The 22387-nt window shown below is 57.3% G+C and carries 18 protein-coding genes, 4 tRNA genes and 2 pseudogenes; 20 read left to right on the top strand and 4 right to left on the bottom strand.

The genetic code is table 11. The features are described from left to right. The first annotated feature begins 6 nt into the window (after nt 1-6). Complete coding sequence (locus ACP26L_RS31850; protein WP_426449617.1) at nt 7-507, top strand: hypothetical protein; 501 nt, start codon at nt 7-9, stop codon at nt 505-507. Nucleotides 508-741: 234 nt separating this feature from the next. Here the strand turns inward: ACP26L_RS31850 and ACP26L_RS31845 are convergent. Continuing rightward, a pseudogene (locus ACP26L_RS31845) lies at nt 742-1914 on the bottom strand (IS256 family transposase). A gap of 394 nt (nt 1915-2308) precedes the next feature. Here ACP26L_RS31845 and ACP26L_RS31840 point away from each other — a divergent pair. The 8 genes from ACP26L_RS31840 (at nt 2309) to ACP26L_RS31805 (ending at nt 12337) form a co-directional block, all read left to right on the top strand. Further along, the gene (locus tag ACP26L_RS31840; RefSeq protein ID WP_426455178.1) at nt 2309-3601 is read left to right on the top strand and encodes an extracellular solute-binding protein; all 1293 of its coding nucleotides are present in this window, start codon (nt 2309-2311) and stop codon (nt 3599-3601) included. A 118-nt stretch (nt 3602-3719) separates the two neighbouring features. Then, the gene (locus ACP26L_RS31835) at nt 3720-4610 is read left to right on the top strand and encodes a carbohydrate ABC transporter permease (protein ID WP_013920740.1); all 891 of its coding nucleotides are present in this window, start codon (nt 3720-3722) and stop codon (nt 4608-4610) included. A gap of 104 nt (nt 4611-4714) precedes the next feature. Continuing rightward, complete coding sequence (locus ACP26L_RS31830; protein ID WP_426449615.1) at nt 4715-5578, top strand: carbohydrate ABC transporter permease; 864 nt, start codon at nt 4715-4717, stop codon at nt 5576-5578. A gap of 159 nt (nt 5579-5737) precedes the next feature. Beyond that, nucleotides 5738-7633, top strand: a complete 1896-nt coding sequence (locus tag ACP26L_RS31825) for a cache domain-containing sensor histidine kinase (RefSeq protein ID WP_426449613.1) — start codon at nt 5738-5740, stop codon at nt 7631-7633. 16 nt (nt 7634-7649) lie between these two features. Then, the gene (locus ACP26L_RS31820) at nt 7650-8828 is read left to right on the top strand and encodes a response regulator transcription factor (protein ID WP_426449611.1); all 1179 of its coding nucleotides are present in this window, start codon (nt 7650-7652) and stop codon (nt 8826-8828) included. Between the two features lie 263 nt (nt 8829-9091). Then, the gene (locus tag ACP26L_RS31815) at nt 9092-9937 is read left to right on the top strand and encodes a DUF2935 domain-containing protein (protein WP_426449609.1); all 846 of its coding nucleotides are present in this window, start codon (nt 9092-9094) and stop codon (nt 9935-9937) included. Nucleotides 9938-10235: 298 nt separating this feature from the next. Further along, nucleotides 10236-11489 carry a hypothetical protein gene (locus ACP26L_RS31810; protein WP_426449607.1) on the top strand — a complete coding sequence of 418 codons (1254 nt, stop codon included), beginning with the start codon at nt 10236-10238 and terminating at the stop codon, nt 11487-11489. Nucleotides 11490-12037: 548 nt separating this feature from the next. Continuing rightward, a complete protein-coding gene (locus ACP26L_RS31805) occupies nt 12038-12337 on the top strand; it encodes a hypothetical protein (RefSeq protein ID WP_426449606.1) in 300 nt (99 codons plus the stop codon). Between the two features lie 174 nt (nt 12338-12511). Here the strand turns inward: ACP26L_RS31805 and ACP26L_RS31800 are convergent, their stop codons facing one another. From ACP26L_RS31800 to ACP26L_RS31790, 3 genes and pseudogenes are all read right to left on the bottom strand, one after another. Further along, a complete protein-coding gene (locus ACP26L_RS31800) occupies nt 12512-12901 on the bottom strand; it encodes a zinc chelation protein SecC (protein WP_426449604.1) in 390 nt (129 codons plus the stop codon). Nucleotides 12902-13033: 132 nt separating this feature from the next. Next, nucleotides 13034-13096, bottom strand: a pseudogene (locus ACP26L_RS31795) (SEC-C metal-binding domain-containing protein); the annotation flags it as partial. A 98-nt stretch (nt 13097-13194) separates the two neighbouring features. Then, nucleotides 13195-13662: a DinB family protein gene (locus ACP26L_RS31790; protein WP_426449602.1), complete on the bottom strand. Its 468-nt coding sequence runs from the start codon at nt 13660-13662 to the stop codon at nt 13195-13197. A 246-nt stretch (nt 13663-13908) separates the two neighbouring features. Here ACP26L_RS31790 and xylA point away from each other — a divergent pair, with 246 nt between their 5' ends. The 11 genes from xylA (at nt 13909) to ACP26L_RS31735 (ending at nt 22387) form a co-directional block, all read left to right on the top strand. Then, nucleotides 13909-15222, top strand: a complete 1314-nt coding sequence (gene xylA, locus ACP26L_RS31785) for a xylose isomerase (protein WP_426449600.1) — start codon at nt 13909-13911, stop codon at nt 15220-15222. A gap of 525 nt (nt 15223-15747) precedes the next feature. Then, complete coding sequence (locus tag ACP26L_RS31780) at nt 15748-16497, top strand: NAD-dependent protein deacylase (RefSeq protein WP_426455177.1); 750 nt, start codon at nt 15748-15750, stop codon at nt 16495-16497. Between the two features lie 911 nt (nt 16498-17408). Continuing rightward, complete coding sequence (locus ACP26L_RS31775; RefSeq protein WP_426449598.1) at nt 17409-17609, top strand: hypothetical protein; 201 nt, start codon at nt 17409-17411, stop codon at nt 17607-17609. Between the two features lie 442 nt (nt 17610-18051). Further along, nucleotides 18052-18127: transfer RNA gene (locus ACP26L_RS31770), tRNA-Glu, on the top strand. A gap of 2 nt (nt 18128-18129) precedes the next feature. Then, nucleotides 18130-18203, top strand: a tRNA-His gene (locus ACP26L_RS31765). Between the two features lie 113 nt (nt 18204-18316). Beyond that, nucleotides 18317-18392 (top strand) — tRNA-Glu (locus tag ACP26L_RS31760). A gap of 2 nt (nt 18393-18394) precedes the next feature. Beyond that, nucleotides 18395-18468 (top strand) — tRNA-His (locus ACP26L_RS31755). 57 nt (nt 18469-18525) lie between these two features. Continuing rightward, nucleotides 18526-19110: a ribonuclease H-like YkuK family protein gene (locus ACP26L_RS31750; RefSeq protein ID WP_426455176.1), complete on the top strand. Its 585-nt coding sequence runs from the start codon at nt 18526-18528 to the stop codon at nt 19108-19110. A gap of 59 nt (nt 19111-19169) precedes the next feature. Next, nucleotides 19170-20588, top strand: coding sequence for an RtcB family protein (locus tag ACP26L_RS31745; RefSeq protein ID WP_426449596.1), 1419 nt, complete (start codon nt 19170-19172; stop codon nt 20586-20588). A 67-nt stretch (nt 20589-20655) separates the two neighbouring features. After that, nucleotides 20656-21129, top strand: a complete 474-nt coding sequence (locus ACP26L_RS31740) for a DIP1984 family protein (RefSeq protein ID WP_426449594.1) — start codon at nt 20656-20658, stop codon at nt 21127-21129. Between the two features lie 427 nt (nt 21130-21556). Next, the gene (locus ACP26L_RS31735) at nt 21557-22387 is read left to right on the top strand and encodes a TIM barrel protein (RefSeq protein ID WP_426455174.1); all 831 of its coding nucleotides are present in this window, start codon (nt 21557-21559) and stop codon (nt 22385-22387) included.

Here is a 22387-nt window from a genome sequence, read left to right as displayed (position 1 = left end):
TGGTATATGTCGTTGGGACAAATCAAAAACATTATACAAAATAACTATTTTGATAATATTTATTTAACAGGATTTGTAGATTCAGAAGAAAATGGGCTTGCTGAGTTCGTTGCAAGTATGAATTATCTCTTTCTCGAATTTGGAGATGAACTAATTAAGATTGAGGCAATTGAACAGTATTCGAAAATTTCACTTGCTGTGGTTAATGATATTCAAATAGCGGTTGACCTCGAAGATGTTACTCCTGCAAAATCAAAAGTTAGTAATGTTATATTTAATAATCCTTTGTTAGATAATAAAGTGTCAGAGATCGTGTTATTTAACATGAAGGAAGACACAGAGGGCATGGTATGCGATGCTTTTAAATTAGTATTACTAAACAAGCAAGAGATATTTTTTGACCCTTCGTTTTTAGGTATAAATGTTGGGGGTTCAGAGGTGGAAGAATTATGGAGGGATAACCAAAAAGAATACTACGAGTCAATTTCAACGATAATAAAATTTTAAAGTAACACTATGTTGAAATTCGACCACCTTGCGTTCTTTATACGTAAGGTGGTCTTTTTTGAGTCTGTCAAGAATTTTGTGTAACCTTTTAACGCCGATTCTAGTTAATGGTTGTTCCGCAGCTTGACTTGGAGCCTCTGTGGGCATGGAATATCGCGAGTGGCCGAGTTGGCTTGAAGCCTCCTCGCGCCGGCGATCAGCCTACCATGCCCACCTCTCCAAGTAAAGCTGCTTTTAGCGTACTTGGACGCGCTCGGGGTAGTATACGGTCAATTGCAGCAAAATCTGCCCCAATTCGTACACGGCCTGTCCACTTTTTCAGTACATCCATGGTCGAGAGATAAAGCACCTTCAGCAGCGATTCGTCGGTGGGAAAGATGCTTTTCCCTTTGGTCACTTTGCGCAGCTGCCGATGGTAGCTCTCAATCATGTTGGTGGTGTAAATCAGCCTGCGCAGTTCGGCCGGATATTTGAAGAATGTAGTAAGTTCATCCCAATTCTGCCGCCAGGACTTTACAATAAGTGGATATTTCTCGCCCCATGTTTGCTCAAATTTGTCCATCTCCAGCTGCGCGGCTTCCTCGGTTGGTGCTTTGTAGATCGGCTTGAGGTCTGCTGTAACCTTCTTTACGTCTTTGTAGGAAACGTAGCGAATGGAGTTACGGATCTGGTGAATGATACACTTTTGGATCTCTGTTTGTGGGAAGCTGGCAGCTATGGCTTGAGAAAAGCCCGTCAGGTTATCGACACAAGTGATAAGTATATCTTGAACCCCACGGTTTTTAAGCTCATTTAGCACACTCAGCCAGAACTTTGCCATTTCATTTTCGCCAATCCAGATGCCCAGCACATCTTTGTTCCCGTCCAAGTCAATACCAATGACCATATAGGCCGCTTTGTTCACAATATGCCCGTCCTGCTTGACTTTAAAATGAATGGCGTCCAGAAAGACAACCGTATAGACGCTTTGCAGCGGCCTGTTTTGCCACTCCTTGATTAGGGGAACAATTTTATTGGTGACGTTGGAGATGAGCGTCGGAGAGACTTCATCACCATACAAATGCTCCAGGTGATCCTGGATGTCCCTTGTACTCACTCCCTTGGCATACAGGGCAATGATTTGGTCTTCGATGCCGGTAACATTGGTTTGATGCTTTTTGACCACAACGGGGTTAAACTCTCCGAGCCGGTCACGAGGCACTTGAATCTCCACGTCGCCGTATTCAGAGGTCACCGTTTTCTTGGTATAGCCATTGCGGCTGTTCTTGGTCTGTTTGTTCTTCACGTCGTGCCTGTCATAGCCGAGCTGCGTATCCAGTTCAGCTTCCAATGCTCAGGGGAAGTGAAATAGTGTTCTTTTACAAAAGCACGTAGATCTTGCTTGGTCCAAAACTTACTTTGATGCAGTTCATCCCGTCCGGTTGGTTTATATGGAATTCAATATTTCCATTTTTTCTCCGGTTTAAGAGGTTACACATTTTATTTTACACACCCCCATCACATCAGCTTACCCTTCATCGCCTAAGCACACGCCGGGCTGAGCCCTTATGACGATGCCGCAGCCTCGGATCAGCACTCCCGCCAATTCTCCATCAGACTAAGCGCTTCACCTCATCCGGCACGCAAGAATCTTGATTTTCTCCACCTCACCTGAAGTTTTTCTACCTGAAAAAAGCAAACCTGACTCCTAAAGTTCCCGCATTGTTGGAAGCGCGATCTTACGAGATAATACGATTATAAAAGACGAGGGGGAACTTAAGTGAACACACGTAAAACCTTGAAGGCAGTACTCGCAGGAACGATGGCCATCTCACTGACAGCATGCGGCACGGGCGGCGAAAGCGCCAGCAGCACGGGAGCGGCAAACGGCGATGCGGGCAAGGATGCGAAAAAAGATAAAGTCACGATTACGTTCCAGAACATTTGGCCGGATGCAACCGATCCGAAGAATAAATTGATGAAGAAAGTCGTTGCCGACTATGAAGCGAAGAACCCGAACGTCAAGATCGAGCTCGACTCCCTGAACACGGACCAGCAGAAGATGAAGCTGAAGACGCAGGCTGCTTCCAAGGAAGTACCGGACATCACAGTGGTGAACCCGGCCGAGCAGATGAAGCCTTTCGTCGAGGCGGGCCTCCTCGCTCCGCTGAATGACATGCTCGACCAGAACGGCCTGAAGGGCACGTTCCAGCAGGGCATCCTGGACTACTACAGCTTCAATGGCAACACGTATGCGGTACCGGACGGCAACAACATCGGCGTCGTGTACTACAACAAGGAGCTGTTCGAGAAGGGCGGCGTGAAGGTTCCGACGACGTTCGAAGAGATGGTCGAGACCGTCAAGACGCTGAAGTCCAAGGGCATCCAGCCGATGGTCATCGGGGAGAAGGATACATGGACGGGCTCGTTCCTCTTCATGAACATCCTCCTGCGTACGAACGGCGGTCCTGGCTTCCTGAAGGACGTAGCGTCGAAGAAGAAGACGTTCGAAGATCCGGCGTTCACGGAAGCGGTAGCGAAGATGCAGGACCTGATCCAGGCCGGCGCATTCCAGGAAGGCGTAACGTCCTTCGACTACAATGCGGGCGAGAATCTGTTCAAGACGGGCAAAGCGGCGATGTACTACATGGGTTCCTGGGCGACGGGGGGGATCGAGACGTCTTCGGTCAACGGCAAGGTCGGCGTGTTCAAGTTCCCGACGGTCGGCGGCAAGGGCAACCCGGACGAGTACATGCTGGCACCGGGCAGCGGCTTCGCGGTATCCGCGAACTCCAAGCACCTCAAAGAAACGAAGGATTTCCTGAACTTCCTGATGATCAACTATCCGAAAGAGGCGTTTGCGAACAAAGGTGCCGTAGGTCTGGCCCAATCCGTAGAAGGCGACTTCAAGGCAGCCGGCTACTCCGATATGGCTGTTGAGATCACAAACCTGTTCAAGAGCGTCAAGGGCGGCGACCTCGCATTCGACAACTCGATGAACCCAGGCACCTCCCAGGCGCACCTGACGTCGATCCAGAACCTGTTCGTACAGAAGAAGGATCCGAAGGACGTGGCCAAGGAGCACCAGACGGCGTTCGAATCCAACAATAAGTAAAGTTCTGTTCTTGTAAGGAGAGGGACTGACGGATGCCAGTCCCTTTTTCCATAAGCATCGGGCCGTGTATGACCTGTCGGAGCGGCCGACCCAACAACCCAACAAGGAGGCGATCCTCATGAATGTATTAAAGGTACCCGGCCGTACGATCGCCGTATTCGTACTGCCCTGCCTGCTGATCTACGTCGGTCTCGTCTTCGTGCCGATTCTCGTGTCGTTCTACAGCTCCCTGCTGGATTGGAACGGGATCGGGGCTTCGAAGTTCATCGGGTTCGACAACTATGTGCAGATGTTCACAGCGGACCCGGTATTCTGGCCGGCCGTCAAGCGCACCCTGATGTTCGCGGTCTTCTCCATGGTGGAAATTCCGGTGGCCCTCTTCGTCGCCATTCTGCTGAACCGCTACGTCCGCAAGCCGAACTTCCTCGTATCGAGCTATTTTCTCCCCGTTATCCTCTCGGTTGTTATCGTAGGTCAGCTCTGGAAAACGATCTACAACCCTGCATCGCTGGGCGGGATGCTCAACCAGATTCTGATTGCTGCCGGCCTGGAGTCCTGGACGAAGGCGTGGCTGACCGACCCTAGCGTAGCGATGTATGCCTTGTATATCGTGGCCCTCTGGCAGTATCTGGGGTACCATGTGCTGATCCAGTTCACGGGCATTCAGAACATCCCTTCGGAAGTGTATGAAGCGGCCAAAATCGACGGCGCGGAGGGCTTCACCGCCGACCGGTACATCACGCTGCCGATGGTCGTGCCGATCTTCAAAATCTCCATTGTCCTCGCGTTCATCGGCTCCCTGCAGGCGTTCGACATGATCATGGTCATGACCGGCGGCGGCCCGGCTCACGCCACGGATGTGATCGCGACCCTGATGTACAACATGTCGTTCCTGTCCATGAAGTATGGCTACGGCAGTGCGCTGGCTTCATTCCTCGTGGTCCTGTGCCTCGTCGCCACCGTGATCATCAACTTCCTCTTCAAGAAGCTGGAAGCAAGATACACGTAATCCTGCCGCAGGCAGGTGGAACCGATAGAGAGAGGCTTCCGCTTACGATGAAGCCTCCTAGTAGAAAGGAGAATTCGGATATGAGTGCAGGGATGAATGCCATCATGGAAAAACCGAGGCCGGAGGTCCGCACACGCCGCAGCAGCTTCGGGATCGTCAAAAGCGGCGTGCTGATTTTTCTCTCCGTCTTGGTCGTCACCCAGCTGTACCCGCTGCTCTGGCTGTTCACTTACTCGCTGAAGACCAACGAGGAGATTCTCTCGGGAAGTTTTTTCTCCCTCCCGCAGGTCGCCCAGTGGAGCAACTATACGGATGCGCTGGAGGCGGGCAATTACTGGCGCTATCTGTTCAACAGCTTCTTCGTTACCTCGGTGACGATGGCGAGCGTCATTGTGCTCGCTGCGATGGCCGCTTATGCGATCACGCGCTTTCAGTGGAAATACGGGCAGATCCTTATGCTGATCTTCCTGCTCGGCATGATGATTCCACTGCAGTCGACGCTGCTGCCGTTGATGATTATTTTCAAGAACATGGGCATCCTGAACACGCACCTGGCCCTGATCCTGCCGTATGTTGCGTTCTCGACGCCGCTCGCGGTGTTCATCTTGAGCGGCTTCCTGAAGACGATCCCGCATGAGCTTGAAGAGTCGGCCGTGATGGACGGGGCGAATGTGTACCGCACCTTCTGGAGCATCATCCTCCCGATCTCGGTGCCGCCGATCATGACGGTCTGCATCCTGACGTTCATCAACATCTGGAATGAGTACATCCTGGCTTCGACGTTCATCTCGGCGGAGCGGCTGAAGACCCTGCCGTTCGGCGTGAACAGCTTCGTCAGCCAGTATTCGGTCAACTACGGGGCCATCGGCGCGTTCCTCGTGCTCGGTGCGCTGCCGGTCATCGTCATCTACTTCCTGCTCTCCGAGAAGATCACCAAAGGGATGGTCGCGGGAGCGGTGAAGGGGTAAGCAGCTGCATATCGGCTTCATGTTCATAGGGACGGAACCGTTACCGGAATTCGTACTGCCAAGGTTTGTGATGGCAGCGATTCTCCGGTGCCACGGGGCCGTCCTTGTGGTATGATTGGCGGTATACAGCCCAGAATTCGGAGAAAAGAGGGTGGGGGCATGGCGCGGGGCATCCACAGTATTCATAACCGGTTGTTCGTGCTTTTTCTGCTGAGCATGCTGTCGCTGCTGCTGATCGTAAGCGCTCTATTCTACCAGCGGACGACCGACCAGGTGCAGGACAAGGTCAGCGAGATTGCGCGCAAGAACGTGTCGCAGACCGTCGGCCTGTTCGATCTGCTGCTGCGGGGCTACGACAGCCTGTCGAAGTCGATCTCGGGGAACTTCGACCTGCAGCGGCTGGTGGCTGAGCCGGGACCGAAGGACCCTGCGCTGCGTTTCATCACCGAGCGGACGATTACGAACACGCTGGGGGCGATCTATTACTCCCGGGAGGACATGATCGGCATCCACGTCATCTCCTACTCGGGTCCGATCTACAGCTACGGCAACTCGATGAGCGTCATCGATCCGGACTATGCGGAGTCCGCGTGGTACAAGGAGCTGCAGGAGTCGACCGGGGAGATCCGCTGGTTCGGCGTGAGTCCGAACTCGGTCATCGACCAATTGGAGAAGAGACCGGTGTTCGCCTTCGGCCGCCAGCTCTATGATCTGTCCCAGCACAAGCCGATCGGGGTCATCCTGATCGAGACGGATGCGGACCAGGCGCTCGCGGCGCTCTCGAACCTGAAGCTCAGCCCGAATTCCGAGGCGTATATTGTCTCCCCGGGCGGGCGGGTGATGGCGTCGACGATTCCGGCCGGTGCGGAGAGCCGTGGGCCTGTGCTGGTGCCGGAGGAGATCCCAAGACCTGCCTACGAGGGCGACGTGGTGGTCGATCCGAAGGACGGGCGGCTTGCGGTAGCCGGGCGGCCGGAGATGGCCGACTGGACCGTGCTCAGCCTTACCCCGGACAGCGACATGAACGTAGAGCTGGATGAGACGCGGAATTTTATCCTCATCATGCTCTCGGTCCTGATCGTGGTGGCAACTGCGCTGGCTACCTTCGTATCCCGTACGATCTCCTATCCGCTGAAGCGCTTGATCCAGGAGATGAAGCAGGTCGAGATGGGTAACTTCCGCGGGCTGCTCCACGTCAAATCGTACGAGGAGATCAACATCCTGGTATCGTCTTTCAACCAGATGGTACACCGTATGGACGATCTGATTGAGCGTGTGAAGCTCTCGTCGATCTCGGAGAAGAACGCCCAGCTGCAGGCGCTGCAGAGTCAGGTCAACCCGCACTTCCTGTACAATACGCTCGATATGATCTACTGGATGCTCGATGAAAAAGAAAACGACCGGCTCGGGCGCGTCGTGCTGGCTCTCTCGCACATGTTCCGCTACAGCTCCCACTGGGAGGGCTCGTCGGAGGTGACGCTGCGTGAGGAGCGGGACCAGATGCGGCATTATCTCACGATCATCAAGAGCCGCCTGGAGGGCCGGCTGACGGTGTATGTGGATATCGAGGAGAGCTGGCTCGATTACCGTCTGCCCAAAATGACCCTGCAGCCAATCATCGAAAATGCGGTGAAGCACGGCCTCGAGCCGCTGAACTGCGAGGGCGTGCTGCGCGTGTACACGGAAGCGTCGGACGGCAGCCTGCATATTGTGGTCCAGGACAACGGACCGGGGATGGACTGGGATACGCTGCAGCGGCTGCAGGACGCGCTGACCGGCGAGACGCGCAGTGCCGCCAAGGAGCTTCTTGCTGACGCGAATGCAGCGGGGGATGTTCCTGCATCCGCATCTGCCAGCGGGGCGATGAGGCCCAAGGGACGGCGCGGCATCGGCCTGCAGAACGTGCACCGGCGGCTGGTGCTCATGTTCGGGGAGGCGTACGGCGTGCGGGTGAGCAGCCGGCCGGGCGAGGGCACCGTCGTAACGGTGGTCATGCCGCAGTCGCAGGCGTATATGCAGACACCACCGGTACAGCCCATTCGGGGGGCCGGCTAGAGAGGAGTACAACGTGATGAACATTCTCGTCGTAGACGACGAACCCATTATCCGCGACGGGATCAAGCGGACGATTCAGAGCCGTTTTCCGGACCATAAGGTCCACTTGGCGAGCTCGCCGGAGGAGGCGGCCGGTGTGCTGCGCTCGCAGCCGATCCAGCTCGTGCTGACGGATATTCTCATGCCCGGCATGACCGGGCTCGAGCTCATGAACGTGTCGCGCGGCATCCATCCGCATGTGAAGTGGGTTGTGATCTCCGCGCATTCGGAGTTCGCGTATGCCCAGGAGGCGGTGCGGCTCGGCGCCCGCGATTACCTGCTGAAGCCGGTCGGCAAGGACCAGCTCGCGGAGCTCATCGGCAAGATCAGCGGCGAGTTCGAGCAGGAGACGCAGGTGTCGGAGGAGGCGGAGCTCTTGAAGTGCTCGCTGAAGTACCTGCGCGAAGCGGTGTTCCAGCGCTGGGCCTCCGGTCTCGACATCGGGCGGATCGACATGCTGTCGGTGATCGACAGCCATCCGCATTTTCATCTCGTGATGGTGAAGATGGACAGCGACCGGAAGGTCAATCTCGAGCACTACATTATTGAAAATGTGCTCACCGAGCTCATCGAAGGCAGCGGGCACGGGTTCGTCGCCTCCTATGACAGCCAGAGCCTGATCGGCCTGGTGACGCTCGCCGAAGGAGGGCGAGTCGAATCGCTCATCGCCGACCTGAAGTCGCACCTGAAGACGTACCTGCGGGTGCCGTTCCAGGTGATGCATACCGGCCTGCTGAGCGACTTCGAAGCCGTGCCGGCAGAGGTGCAGCGGATGCGGCAGGCTTCGGCCACGCAGGTGTATGACCATGACACCCGCGGCGGGGACAAGGCGATCGAGGTGGCGCTGCAGTACATCAAGACCCACTACCAGGACGACCTGTCGCTCGAGAAGGTCGCCTCGGTGGTGTTCCTGAACCCGGTGTACTTCTCCCAGCTCTTCAAGCAAAAGACGGGGCAGGGGTTCAAGGAGTATGTGATCCACCTGCGGCTCGAGCAGGCCAAGCAGCTGCTGCAGAATCCGACGCTGAAGCTCGCCGACATCGCCGAGCGCATCGGCTACCAGGACATGCGGCACTTCACGCAGGTGTTCCGCAAGCGCTTCGGCGTCACGCCGACAGAGTACCGCCAGGGCGGCGGTGCGGAGTCGGTGCGGTAAAGGACCGGCATTCGGCGGAAGCGGGGCGGCGGGATCCGATGTGGGAGAGACCAGCAGTCTGCGCAGGCAGGGTTGCGGCGTGTGACGCTTCGGAAGAGACCGGCGCTGAGAGTAATGTAAGGCGGGGGAACGAAGGCTGGAAGACCGGAAGCACGGAAGCTCCGGAAACTCCGGATACCTGTAAGCGCTCCGAAGATTTCGTATGATTAGCGAGCCTTCCGCATATCGTGGTAGTAACCATTCGATAGGCGGGAGGTTTTTGTGTGCCGGTGCCTGAGGCTTTTGTTGCGCGTTCGCTGGATGAGATCCGGTTTTGGTCACGGATTATGAAGGAGCATTCCCTCTTTCTCAAGTTGGGCTTCCGGTGTGAGGATACGCAGCTGATCCAGGAAGCGAATCATTTCTACAGCGTGTTCGAACAGATTGAGCAGCAGGCTCATGCGTTCCCCGTAAACGTCGATCCGCAGACCATCCAGAGGTTCAATGTGCAGGTGCAGAGTGCGGCGGCTCATATATGGGCTTTCAAGCGCAAGGTGCTGGGGCTGATCCTGCGCTGCCAGCTTCCGGGAGGGAACAATTTTCCGCTGCTGGTCGATCATACGAGCCGGGAGGCCAACTACTTCTGCAACCGGCTGGCGGAGCTTAACGAAGGAAGGCTGGACCCTCTCCCGGATGCGATCATCCATGAGAATGTTTTCTTCCTCCGGATCATGGCGGACCATGCCAAGTTTATCAGCCACCTGCTCGATCCCTCCGAGCGGCAGCTGGTGGAGCAGGCGCGGGGGTTCAGTCATGATTTTGACCAGCTGCTGTTCCAGGCGAGAGATCTCGAATCCATGCGGCCCCAGTCGTATACGGCTCCCCTGCTGGACCAGTTTCTTGATCAGAACCGGGTCTCGGTGCAGTCGCTGCGCGACTTTAAGAAGACCGCCAGGGATCTCATCGAAGCCTGCCGGGTTAAGAGCATCATTCACCCGCTGCTGGCGGACCACGTATTCCGGGAGGCGGAGCGGTTTCTGGAGATCATCGACATGTTCGAGGGGCATCTTTCGGGTGTCCAGCCCGGTGCCCAAGGACATCAGGAGTCGTCTCTACATCAGGGACATTAGGATAGCAAAAGCAGAGGGCAGCAAGCTCGGCATGATAAGCCAGAGCAGCCAGAGCAGTACCCTAGACCATATGCTGTTGGCCGGCACACGAAGATCCGCTTGGTGCGGGTCTTTTTGTGTTGGGTTACGATGATCAACTCGAGATTTCCTTACATGGCAGCTGAGCCGTGACTTATCCGTTATCCGTATTGAAGATTTAACCAAGGGCGGGTTGGGAATACTCGGTGTAATGACCGGGAAGAGCTGTATGTTCTTTTGTACGGGGATGTAGTTTAGGTGGGATAGGGAGTGGAGTGGTTTGGTTAAAAAGCAGTGCATCGTGGCGGCGATCCTCCCCCTCCTGTGGGCAGGAAGCCCCGCGGCGTTGGAGGCAGAACGCCAAGTAGGCGACGTGGTCGGTACGGTGCTGTCGACCGATATCCGAGCCTTGGTGAACGGACAGCCGATCCCCTCCATGAATATCGGGGGGTATACGGCGGTGGCGGCGGAGGACCTGCGGCGCTATGGGTTTGAGGTGGCGTGGTCACCACGGTCACGGACCCTGACCCTCTATGAGACGCTGGACAAAACACTGTATCCTCTCCCGGTGGCGCAGAGAAATGGACAGCCGGTAGGCACAGTCATCGGCCAGGTGCTTCACACGGACATCCGGGCGCTGTATTCGACGGATGATGGCGATTCGGTCATTCCTTCCTACAATATCAACGGCCGGACGGCCGTGCTGCTTAATGACCTGCAGCCCTTCGGGGATGTGACCTGGGATGCGGGGGATCGGATCATCCGTTTTGAGGCGCAGGGCGGAGCGGGGAGCGGTAAGGTCCCGCGTCCGGTTGCGGACGGCACGGCGTTCTCCGTTACCGCCGTATCCGAGGAGCGGTTCACCATCCAGTTGCGGGGACTGGGGCTGTATGCGGCCGAAGAGCCGGCGGGATATCTGTCGCAGGAGAGCGTGCCGCTGATCGATGCCGGGCTGCTGGCCGAGAGGCTGGGCTATACAGTGACCCGGTCTGCGCAAGGATGGAGCGCCGCCAAGGGGCTGCATCGCTTCGAGCTGGCGCCGGACCTGGGTTCCGCGCGGATCTACTGGGGCGGTATGCCGGCGGGAACATACGCCATGACCCAGCCGGCACAGATGCTCGAAGACAGACCGCATGCCGGTCTGCATGACCTCGTGCAGCTCTTCGGTCTGGCATGCTGGTGGAGTGAAGAAGGCAGGCAGCTGGAGCTGCTGTGGGCTGATTATCTCGTGAGGGACTATGGGCTGCCTGCAGGAGTCAAGGGCGCTGCCCTCCCGGTGCGAGCGGCTGTGGCGGACTATGCCCCGCGGCGCTCCGATCTGCCCCCGGTCGTGCTGTCGCTGGAAGCGGACGCGAGTGCCGCGACACAGGGTATCGGCGTGCCGGCAGGCGATGCCGTGAACGGGCGGCAGAGTTCCATGGCCGAGGTGACGGTGCCGCTGGGCCCGCAGGAGCAGCGGCTTACCGGCACGCTGCGGATCGGCCTGCGCCCGCTGTATCGCGGCAGCTATGCCGTACCCCCTGCGGTGCGGTAGTACAGGCTGGCCAGGGGCACAGGAGCAGCGGCTTGGGGGCACGCTGTGGATCGGCCAGCGCCTGCTGTATGGCGGCAGCTATGCCGGACCCCCTGCAGGGAGGTAGTACAGGCTGGCTGGGGCATAGGAGCAGCGGCTTACCGGCACAGAGGAGCGGGGCGATGGGATGCCTGCACGCTGGGATGAACGGCAAGCAGCGCCCAACGTACCGTGGCAGCTATCTGGGGTACCCCCTGCGGTTCGGTAGTACAGGTGGAGCCGGGGGCCCAGGAGGGGCGAGACACGCTTCGTATTAGGCAGCATCCGCTCTACAATGGCAGCTGTATGATTCTGCCTGCTAGGCGGTGGACGGCAATTGACTGAGCGGTGAGGAGCAGGAGTTAAGAGACGGCGGCTCCCGTACGGAAGATTAGTGGTTACCTCTTGTCTGTAGGTGGGCGACAGTGGTAATAAACCTTCTATTGGCTGAAAGGCAGATAGCGAACCTCGTTATAGGCACTCTTCATCTGGGGGGGAGGTGTTTAGGGGCCGGATGGTACACGGAGAGTGTGTCAGGCCTGCTGCAAAATCACATTTTCAAAATAGAGGAACTCAGATTCGCTATCCAGCGATATCGGCAGGCCAATGTGGGAATAGAGGAACTAGGATGCCTTATTCTCCCCAATACCCCGTTTCCGGCAGGGTTTTGGAGAAATAAAGAACCTGAGTTCCGCTATCCGCAAAATGACGGCCTTAACAGCCCGAATAGCGAACTTCAGTTCCGCTATTCGAAAATTGACGGCCTCTACAGCCTGGATAGCGAACTTCAGTTCCGCTATCTGGCGACCGGGCGCAGATCTTTCAGCTGAGATACAGCTTTGCAAGCAGTAGTGCCGGCAGCCCAAAATTTATCCGAAGGTCAATTCGGTCGGCTGGGCTAGTATAGTATAAGCGCCTACGATCAGCGCCAATCAGCTTCCGCCCGCCTTCCCAAATAGAAAAAGACGAGAAGCCAGGGCTCCTCGTCTTCAAGTCATGGACACTTACACGCTTACCGCGAGGTCGGTGTCCATGAACTCCGTCAGCTGGTTCACGCGGGACGTGATCGTGCTGGTGGATACGCTATATCTTTCGGCCAGAGCCGCTTTGGTGACCTGCACGGAGCCGAGCTTCTGCGCGATGCAGAATTCGACGGCTGCGGCGAAGACGCCGGTTTTGCGGACGGCTGGAGTCGTACGGATCGTAAAATCATTCCACAGCGCCACAGCACTGCGGATCTCTTCGTCGCCGTAGCGCCCGGTCATGCCTTCGGTCAGTTCGAGTGCCACCTGCTCGTACAGCGGATCGTTCCACTGCAGCGCTTCGCCGGCAGTACAGGCTTCCTCCGCAGGAGCGGCGGGTGCGTCCTGGAGCTCGGCAGCCGGAGCAGCCACAACCGGAGCGGCTATTGCCGCAGCAGCCTGTGCCGGAGCGGCAACCGCTTGTACCAGAGCGGCCGACAGGGCTTCCTTCAGCGCCTCTGCCTGTAAGCGTTCCTGCGGTGATACGCTGCCGTCCTGGTGCTTGGGCAGACAGCACTTTTTGTACTTGGATCCACTACCGCAGGGACAAGGTTCGTTTCTACCGATTTTCTTGATGGGTAACCCCTCCCGAAATATGTAACATAATCAATGCGTACTATTATACCAATTTCGGGGGCCCCAGGCTACACCAATATTTGGACGGTTTATTTGCTCTCTACCGGAAGGACCCGGATCATCGCTTTGACCGTGCCGGCATGGTGGCTCTCGTGCATGATGGCGCCGGTCAGGAGCTCGTCAGCCGTCTGCATCGACAGAAAATTCTCATGGGCCGGTGCATCCATCCGGCCGGCGAATACGGTGCGCATCCGTGCCGTCTGCTCATTCAGCTGGGCGACCAGCGTCTCCCAGGCCGGCGGCTCCTGCGTCCATTCGGACGGACGGGTGCCGTTGCCGAACAAGGCGCCGTATGATTCCGGCAGCGTAGAAGGTTCCCCCGAGAGGCGGAACAGGATGGCTTCCCCTACAGTCAGGATATGCCCGAGCTGCCAGTGCAGATGGTTGTTGAAGCCCTGCGGCACTTCGCGGCGCTGACCGGCGGGACACGACTCGACGGCTTTCAGGAACTGGGTGCGGACACGCTCCACCAGGTCAAACAAAAAGGTCTCTCTCATATGTACAGCCTCCCACATTATGGAATAATTTCTCTTTTATCGTATCGGACCAAGGCCCCCGGTTCAACCCGTTCATCAGAAAAATAAATACTTTGTTTATTTAATAGACAAAGTCTGCAGGTGGTGATATGCTAAGGATAAGAACGCTTTCGCCGCTTCCGTCGGCAGGGGCCGCAGAGCTATGGAAGGGCTCGGACGGAGAGGGAAGGCGCCGTGAATCCACCATTATCCGAGGAGGACTTACCTGTGAGTATTTTCAAAAACGTACCGAAGATTGCCTATGAAGGCCGCAATTCCGATAACCCGTTTGCGTTCAAGCATTACAACCCGCAGGAGGTGGTGCTTGGCAAAACGATGGAAGAGCATCTGCGCTTTGCAGTCGCTTACTGGCATACTTATACCGCGAACGGCACCGACCCGTTCGGTGTGGGCACGATGGTCCGCGCCTGGGACAGCTACAGCGGTCTCGATCAGGCGAAGAAGCGCGTGGAAGCGAACTTCGAATTCCTGGATAAGATCGGCGTTCCGTTCTTCTGTTTCCACGACCGCGATATCGCTCCGGAAGGCGAGACGCTGCAGGAGACGAACAAGAACCTCGACATCATCGTCGCGATGACCAAGGAATATATGCAGTCCAGCGGCAAAAAGCTGCTGTGGAACACGGCAAATATGTTCTCGAACCCGCGTTTCGTACACGGCGCAGGCACGACGAACAATGCGGACGTGTTCGCCTACGCTGCAGCCCAAGTGAAGAAGGGGCTCGAAGTGGGGCTCGAGCTCGGCGCAGAGAACTATGTGTTCTGGGGCGGACGCGAAGGCTACGAGACGCTGCTCAACACGAACATGAAGCTCGAGCTGGATAACCTGGCCCGCCTGCTGCAGATGGCTGTAGATTATGCGAAGGAAATCGGCTTCGGCGCCCAGTTCCTCATCGAGCCGAAACCGAAGGAGCCGACGAAGCACCAGTACGACTTCGATGCTGCGACTACGATCGCGTTCCTGCAGAACTACGGCCTGAAGGAGCACTTCAAGCTGAACCTGGAAGCCAACCATGCAACGCTGGCCGGCCACACGTTCGAGCACGAGCTGCATGTGGCACGCATCAACGGCGTGCTCGGTTCCCTCGACGCGAACCAGGGCGACATGCTGCTCGGCTGGGATACCGACGAGTTCCCGACCGACCTGTACTCCGCTACGCTGACGCTGTATGAAGTGCTGAAGAACGGCGGTCTCGGCAAGGGCGGCGTGAACTTCGACGCCAAAGTACGCCGCGGCTCCTTCGAAGACGAGGACCTGTTCTACGCACACATCGCCGGTATGGACTCCTATGCCCGCGGCCTGAAAGCGGCAGCGAAGCTGGTCGAGGAGCGCATTCTCGACGATATCCTCGATCAACGCTACCGCAGCTTCAACGAAGGGATCGGCGCCGAGATCGTATCCGGCAAGGCGACGCTCGCTTCCCTGGAGCAGTACGCGCTGCAGAACAACCCGATCCGCAACGAGTCCGGCCGTCTGGAGCGCATCCGCGCCACGCTGAACGAAGTCATCTTCAGCGTATAATCCCCACGGTCATAAGCTGAGAATGGCCGGGGACCGGCGGCAGCTTGTACGACTCCACTTAAGCCATTGTCATCATACGATTATAGCCCGTCCGCATGCCCGTTCTCTGATCCAAGAGGGGCAGGGACGGGCTTTTTTCTGTGCCGATCGGGTGTGGATTCAGACTCACCGCACAGCGGGTGTAAACTTAGGGGCAATGGGGGCAAAAGTGGAGGACCTGCAGGTGCAGGAGGGGAAGAATGAGGGAGCCTTAGCGGGCGTCTTGGGATTGCGGAATATTCGCAGTCTGCTGTTGATATTCGCAGTCTGCTGTTGGCAGGAAGGTCATTTTACCTTCCCGGCCGAAGGACGGATCACGGGCACTTCTCTACCCTGCGTCCGTCCCTAAGCAGCCCGTGGAAGCATCTGGTATAATGAATACAGTCTTTTTAGCAGCCGGCGATGGATCTCATCTTGAAAAACAACCTGAAGTCGAAGCATAACGGAGCGCAAAAACGAAGCTGCGAGCAGGGAGGGAATGAGGCAATGGAGGAATACAAGGAACTTCGGAAGCTGGTGGAGGATAGCGCCAATATTGTTTTTTTCGGAGGGGCGGGCACGTCCACGGAGAGCGGGATTCCCGACTTCCGGTCGGCTCAGGGGCTGTTCGAGACCCAGCGTGGCAGCCGGCATGCACCGGAGGAGATGCTGAGCAGAGACTTCTTCCTGTCCGAACCGGAGGAGTTCTACCGCTTCTACCGCACCCATATGATTCACGCCAAGGCAGAGCCCAATGCGGCTCATAAGGCGCTCGCTCTGCTGGAGAAAGAAGGCCGGCTGAAGGCCGTGGTCACGCAGAATATTGACGGACTGCATCAAAAAGCCGGCAGCGAGCGGGTGCTGGAGCTGCACGGGTCCATTCACCGCAATTACTGTATGGACTGCCGCAAGTTTTTCTCCCTGGAGGCGGTGCTGCAGGCCGCAGGGACGGTACCGCACTGCGACGCCTGCGGCGGGATTATTAAGCCGGATGTCGTCCTGTACCAAGAGGGGCTCGACGAGGAGATCTTATCGGCGGCGGTGGAGGCGATCATGGCGGCGGATATGCTGATCGTGGCCGGTACGTCGCTGCGCGTGTACCCGGCGGCGGGACTGATTCGCTACTACTCGGGGAGCAGGCTGGTGCTTATCAACAAGTCGGAGACCCCTTATGACAGCGCGGCGAATTACCTCGTTCAGGACAGCATCGGGAAGGTGCTCAGCGCGATGGCGGGATATGTCGAGCCGGAAGCCTGATATAAGAATATGAAGATCCCTCTTGACAAGGGTTGGGGTGACCCGTTAAGCTTGGGAACAACAAATCCCTGGACAATACAGGAAAACGGAAAGGAGTGCGGCACGATGAAGACATGGATGGGAATATTGATGACAGCGTTGAAACCGGAGAATGGAGCACCCTCGTATGAGCGGAGTCTGGAATCCCAGCACCGCTGCTTTGACGTGGAATCCCATCCCATTCTTGTCCATCGGCCGCCGAACAGGAATCTTCGGGTTAGCCCAGCATATGGGTAACCTGTAAGGTTTGCTCCGTAAACGGCTGCTGATCGGCAATCTTTCTCTGGTTCGTTGGAACAGGGGAAGTGCTGGAGGCAGCCGTTTTTTTGTACCTGGGGGGCGTGTGTTTTTAGTAAAAAAATCTAAATTTATAAAAATATGGTTGACGTCTCACTCGGACTCATGCTACGATGAGCAGCAAGTTAGCAGGCAAGCAAGGGTGCACAGCAGCCGAGCGGCTAAGGAAGATGGGGTGTCATGCGGCTGGTCCGCTGGGCTCCATGAAGTTCATAAGCGCCATGAGGAACAAGATCGTATACACCCTAAAGCAAAGGAGGAGGAAGACTCATGAGAAAGTACCAAGGGCTCGAAACGCAAAATCCGTCCAATACCATACAGGAACGATCTCATGAGGAGAGCTTGATGCTCGATCCTCCGCGCAGCATCCATATACCCTGGCGATGTCCGGTTCATTCGGCGCACGTCTAAGCATAACCGGTATGTGTGAGGCTGCGGATCGCAGCCTTTTTCTTTTGCCCGTACGGGGGAGAAAAAGGAGCGGCGCAGTCTTTTTTGTTGGCTGTTAAAGGAATGCCGCAAAGCCGTAGAGGGGGAGAGAGCGCCCCTTCATCCCAAGGAAAGGAGAGGACCGCATGGAACGCATCGTATACCAGATTAGCGAACAGATTAGCTTGAATCCGCTGGGGACACAGCCGTCCCAGCACTGGAAACAGACGGTTCCCAGCCCGGAGTCTGCCTGCCCGTTTGGTGCAGACGAAAAGGCGGTTCATGGGAACCCGAGCGGCAGCAGCACCTTGGAAGCGCCTCTCCTGACGGGGGAGGCGCGGACCTGACCTACCCGCAGCAAGGCGGGTTATCTTAGGCGTACCAGGATGCAGGCTGCCGGATCACCGCGGCTTCCGATCCACCCCGGCCCTATGTCCGGGATGGGGGAGCTGGGGGATGATGGTGGCCTATTTGTGCGCTCGGGCGCTCGGGTCTATTCATTTGCGTTCGGGCGCTCGGATTTATTCATTTGCGTTCCGTTGTGCTCCGCACAAAGGTCACTACCAAATGAATAGATCCTCGCTGGCAGGGAAGGGCGAGGCTCGGGTCTATTCATTCTCGTTCCGTCGCGCTTCGCACAAAGGTCACTTTCGAATGAATAGATCCTCGCTATGCTAGATAACATGGGCAGCAAGTCACAGAAGCCGCTGCATTATCGGCGGCCAGCAGACGGTAACGGGTCCCTCCCGTTCCTGCCCGACCAATTTAAACAAGATCAACTCTTCTTTCGGCGCATTAGGCAAGAGGTTAAGCCACACGACTTTCAATCGTGCACCGGTGGGTTCGAATCCTCCATGCGTCACCATGGAGAACATAGCGCAAAGGCAGCGCAGCCGATTGTGGATCGGCAGGTGCGGGTTCGAGTCCCGTTGTTCTCCCCATATCATCATGGGCAGCAAGTCACAGAAGCCGCTGCATTATCGGCGGCCGGCAGACGGTAACGGGTCACTCCCGTTCCTGCCCGACCAATTTAAACAAGATCAACTCTTCTTTCGGCGCATTAGGCAAGAGGTTAAGCCACACGACTTTCAATCGTGCACCGGCGGGTTCGAATCCCCCATGCGTCACCATGGAGAACATAGCGCAAAGGCAGCGCAGCCGATTGTGGATCGGCAGGTGCGGGTTCGAGTCCCGCTGTTCTCCCCAAACCAAAGAACAGACTAACGCGAAAGGATGACATGTACGAGTGTACAGGTGAACATGATGAGAACAAGAATGACCCACATGCCCATGATGAACGAACTGCGCTTCCACAATCTGACGGAGCGGAGGCTTACCCCCGCCGATGTGCTGGACCGCATGCAGCGGTTCGTGATGCAGGACCCGCGCGCCGCCTACGATCTCGTGATCGGCAGCGACAGCCAGGTGCACCGCGGCCACACGAAGCTGGTGACCGGGATCATTCTCCACCGCCTCGGGCGGGGAGCCTGGGCCTGCATCCGGACGGTCGTGCTCCCGAGGGAGCTGACCTCGGTGAAGGAGAAGCTGAGCCTGGAGACGTCGCTCTCGCAGGAGGCGGCCTGGTGCCTGGAGGAGCTTCAGGCGATAGAGACATTGGAGGATCTGCTGCTGCCCTATGTGTATCAAGGGGCCGCGCTGCGCACATTCATCGATATCGATGCCGGAACGCATCCGTCGAAGAACAAGACCTCCCTCTATCTCCAGGAGATGGTGGAGTGGGTCAGGGCGATGGGGACGTACGCCGTTCGCGTCAAGCCGGACTCGTACGCGGCATCCGCGTATGCGAACCGATATACGAAATCACCGGCAAGGTCGGCTCTTGGCTGACCGGCCAGGCACCCCAAACCGCTGCAGGACAGCATGATAAGTAAAAGGAGCGAAAGACAGTGAACTGGAATCACAAGCTGCATGGCAGCAATCACCACGAGATCGGGCTGGAGCATGGCAGCCTGCATGTTTTTGCCAATGAAGAGGTGTTCGGCACCTTCGAGGACCGCGTGTATGAGATGGCGGACAACAACCTGCGCATCCCGCGCAGCGTCTACATGAGCTACACGCCCGACGCTCACATCGGGATTGGCACCTGTATCGGGACTACCGCCGTATGGGGGCTGAAGGACGGCTTTGTCTCCCCGTCGATCGTCGGGGTGGACATCGGCTGCGGGATGCGGGTGCATACGACCCCGCTGCATAAGCGGGACATTCAGGACAAAGGCGTCCGCCGGGCCCTGATCCGGGCCATCGAGAAGTATGTGCCGACGAGTGAGCGCAAGAACTCCAACTACGCCGATATCGACGTCATGGAGGTAGTCCAGCACGGCCTGAAGGGTCTGCCGGAGCGCTATGTGCCGGGAGAGCGTTGGCTGACGCATGTGGAGCAGGCGGCGTTTGCCTTCGACCCTTCGGCGCTGGAGCAGCTGCCGGCCAATATCCGCAAGAATGCACACGGACAGCTCGGCACACTGGGCAGCGGGAATCACTTCTGCGAGATCCAGTATCTGGAGATCGCAGAAGAGCACAAGGAGACAGCAGAGGCCTGGGGGCTGTTCGACGGCCAGGTTGTCGTCATGATCCACTCGGGCTCCCGCGCCTGGGGCGCGATGCTGGGCCGGGAATATACGAAGGTGATCCGGGACGCTATGCAGGCCTGGGGCGTAACGAATCCCGACCCGAACGTCATCTATGCGCCGATCGGCAGCACGGAAGGGCAGACGTACCTCAACCTGATGAACTCGGCGCTGAACTTTGCGGTAAGCAACCGGCATATGATCGCCTTCGGCGTGCAGGAAGCGTTCCGTGAGGTGTTCGGCCCGGAGATGGAGCTGCCCGTACTGTACGACCTTATGCACAACTATGCGCTGAAGGAGTTCCACCGGAACCAAGGGATGCTCGTACACCGCAAGGGGGCGACCCGGGCGCTGCCGCCGAAGCACTATATGAATACGCCGGCTTACATGGCGACCGGCCACCCGGCCCTGATTCCTGGATCGATGGGAACTTCTTCGTACATCATGGTCGGCCGGGATGAAGGCATCAAGAACTTCTATTCCATCTGCCACGGCGCGGGCCGTGTGCGTTCCCGCCGGGCTACGAAGCAGGCGGTGACCGTAGACCAGTTCGAACAGTCGCTGAAGGTCGGCACGGAGGATGAAATCCTCGTCAACCACCGGTCGCTGGCGGCGATTCTCGACGAATGCCCGCAGGCTTACAAGGATGTCGATCAGATCATCGACAGCGTCGTCGGCGCAGGGCTCGCGGATGTCGTAGCCAAGTGCAGGCCGATGGCTGCAGTAAAGGGTTTGTAATCCGAACGAATCAGCCGGAAAGGAACGGCTGTCGCATATCAGCCTATTTTGGGAAGGAGAGATATACATGAAATTGGCAGAAGCGCTGATGCTTCGGGCCGACTGCCTGAAGCGGATCGAGCAGCTCAAGGTACGGCTGGTCCGCAGCGCCAAGGTGCAGGAAGGCGAGCTTCCCGGCGAGAAGCCGGAGGACCTGTTCCGGGAGCTGTCGGAGGCACTGGACCGGCTGGAGTCGTTGATCATCGGCATCAACCGCACGAACTCGCAGACCGCATTCCGTGCGGACGCCTCGCTGGCGGCGGTGCTGGCCGAGCGGGACATCCTGGCGATGCGCCGAACAATCGTGCAGAGCGTCATCGAAGCAGCGGCGATCAAGCAGGACCGCTACAGCAAATCCGAGGTGAAGTTCGTGCCGACGGTTGGGGTAGCGGAGCTGCAAAAGCAGGCGGACGGCTACGCCAAGGCGTACCGGGAGCTCGATATGAAGATCCAGGAGCTGAACTGGCAGACGGAGCTGGTTTCGGTTTCGATCGACGGGTAGCCGGGCAGCCGCACACACAAATGACCGGCTGGCAGACGCCTGTCCCGAAGGACATGGTGCTGCCAGCCAGTGGGAGCCGTCCGGCATACAGAAGCGGGCGCAACCCCCAGCTGGGAAAGCTGGAACCTTGGTAGGGATGAGGGGCCATGCCCTGGCGGGTTCGATTCCTGCAGACAGACATAAGCCCATAACCCGGTACAAGCGTATGCATAAATGTGATGGTAACGACCATGTGCCGGTCTGCTGCCGGACGGCGGGGCGGGTGGGAGCAAGGGAAGGGAGGGGCTGAGGCCTCTCCCTTTTTGTTGGACAGGACGCGATGTATATCATCATGAAAAATATGGATTGAATTTTTTGTAACTCTTGATTATAATACAAGACATAACAATTAAAAGCGTTTTCACGAAAAGGAGGTGAGACAATGGCAATGAAGGCTGCAGGGATGAATATTACGTTCCGGCACTTTCCATTCCCGTATTTTTTGGAGGCCATGAGCGAGCTCGGGGTGGACCGGATCGAGCTGTGGGCCGGCGAGCCCCACCTGTACGTCTGCCGGAATGCCCTCGGCACGATTCGAAGCATGCGGAAGCAGCTCCGGGCACGGGACATGAAGGTCGTCTGCTATACGCCGGAACAGTGCATCTATCCGTATAATATCGCTGCTTCGGATGAACATTGGCGGCAGAAGAGCGTGGATTATTTTATCGAGAATCTGTACGCCGCCGTGGAGCTTGGGGCCGATACCATGCTGCTGACCTCGGGGATAGGCGACTTCTCGGTCGCTTTGGAGGAATCATGGAAGGCGGCGGCCGACTCCATCTTCCGGCTCTGTCAAGCGGCCGAGAGGGAAGGGGTGACCCTCGCTCTGGAACCGCTGACCCGGTTCGAGTCGAATCTCATCACCGATGCCCGCGGGGTCAAACGTATGCTCGAAGAGATTCGATCTCCTGCCCTCAAAGGGATGATCGACACCGTCGCCATGCAGCTGGCGGGGGAGACGCCTGAAGATTATTTTGCGCTGCTGGGTGAGGTCTCCCATGTACACCTGATCGATGGAGACGGACAGTCCGATGCCCATCTGGCCCTGGATGACGGAGTGCTGAATTGGAGGCAGTACCTGGCCGGTCTTCAAAGCTGCGGCTACCGGGGGGACTGCACACTGGAAATCATGGGATATGCGTACTACCGGAATCCGAAAGAAACCATGGAGTCATCGATTAGCAAGCTGCAGGAACTCGGTGTTTTATCATCTGGATAG

It is taken from the genome of Paenibacillus sp. S-38, from assembly GCF_049942825.1.
Lineage (GTDB): Bacteria > Bacillota > Bacilli > Paenibacillales > NBRC-103111 > Paenibacillus_G.
This window is presented reverse-complemented; position numbering and strand designations above follow the sequence as displayed.